The sequence below is a fragment of the Mesorhizobium sp. B1-1-5 genome, from assembly GCF_006443065.1.
Taxonomy (GTDB): Bacteria; Pseudomonadota; Alphaproteobacteria; order Rhizobiales; family Rhizobiaceae; genus Mesorhizobium.
Window position 1 is genome coordinate 1 of sequence record NZ_VFWS01000696.1, and the last position, 1,005, is coordinate 1,005.

1 protein-coding gene is annotated in these 1,005 nt (G+C 66.6%); it reads right to left on the reverse strand.

Annotation, left to right across the window (positions count from 1 at the left end):
- A partial coding sequence (locus tag FJ980_RS34480; protein WP_140547771.1) for an asparaginase occupies positions 1-884 on the reverse strand: 884 nt, incomplete at its 3' end.
- Positions 885-1,005 lie beyond the last annotated feature (121 nt).

A 1,005-nucleotide genomic window follows, 5' to 3' on the forward strand; every position in this document is an offset into this window, starting at 1 on the left:
GCGATGATTACGGCCACCATGGATTCGGCGGCCCGGCCGGCACCATCATCGCATTTGAGTGCGATGCCGAGGCCAAGCTCGGGAAGCGCCGCGCAATGGACCCCTTCGGCGCCGCCCTTCGCAAATATTCGGCCAGGCGCCGCCTGCATCAGCGCGAGATCGGCGCGGCCTGTGCCGGCGACGAAGAACGGCTCGGCCATGCAAGCCGACAACAATCGCTTTGCCGCCCTGGCGCGCCCGGGCGCGAAGCCCCTGCCGGTCACCATGCGGGCAAAGCCAAGCGCAAAACTCCTGAGCGGCACCGCGTAGGTCGGGATCGAACAGCCATCGGTTGCGCGTTCGTCGGCGCCGTGGCGAGCTCCTGTCACCGCCTGCATGGCGTCGCGCACCATTTCCTGCAAGGCGTGATCCGCCCTGACATAGCCTTGAGGCTCGATGCCTGAATGGACGCAGGTGCAAAGAAAGCCGGAATGCTTGCCGGAGCAATTGTTGTGCAAGGCGTTCGGGGAACCGCCTGCGCGGGCGAGTGCGATCGTCGCGTCGTGGCTCGACGGCCAATGCGCGCCGCATTCAAGCGCCGACCCGTCCAGCCCGGCCCTGGCGAGCATCGACCGCGCCAGTTCGACGTGGGCCGGTTCGCCCGAATGAGAGGCGCAGGCCAGCGCCAGTTCGCGGTTACCGAAGCCGTAGGCATCGGCAGCACCGCTTTCGACCAGCGGCAGCGCCTGGATCGCCTTGACCGCGGAGCGCGGAAACACCGGCCTCGATGTGTCGCCGATCTCGAGAACCGGCCTGCCATCGGCGTCGAAAACCGCGACCGCGCCTCGGTGCGCGCTCTCGACGATGGCGCCACGCAGAACTTCGATCAGAACCGGATTTGTCATGTTGCCCCCGCGGATGCGGGTCGCTTTTACCGAATCCGATCGAGAATGGAAACGTAGTTGGCGACCGCCGCGCCGCCCATGTTGAAGATGCCGCCAAGCTTGGCGTTGGGCACCTGGATGC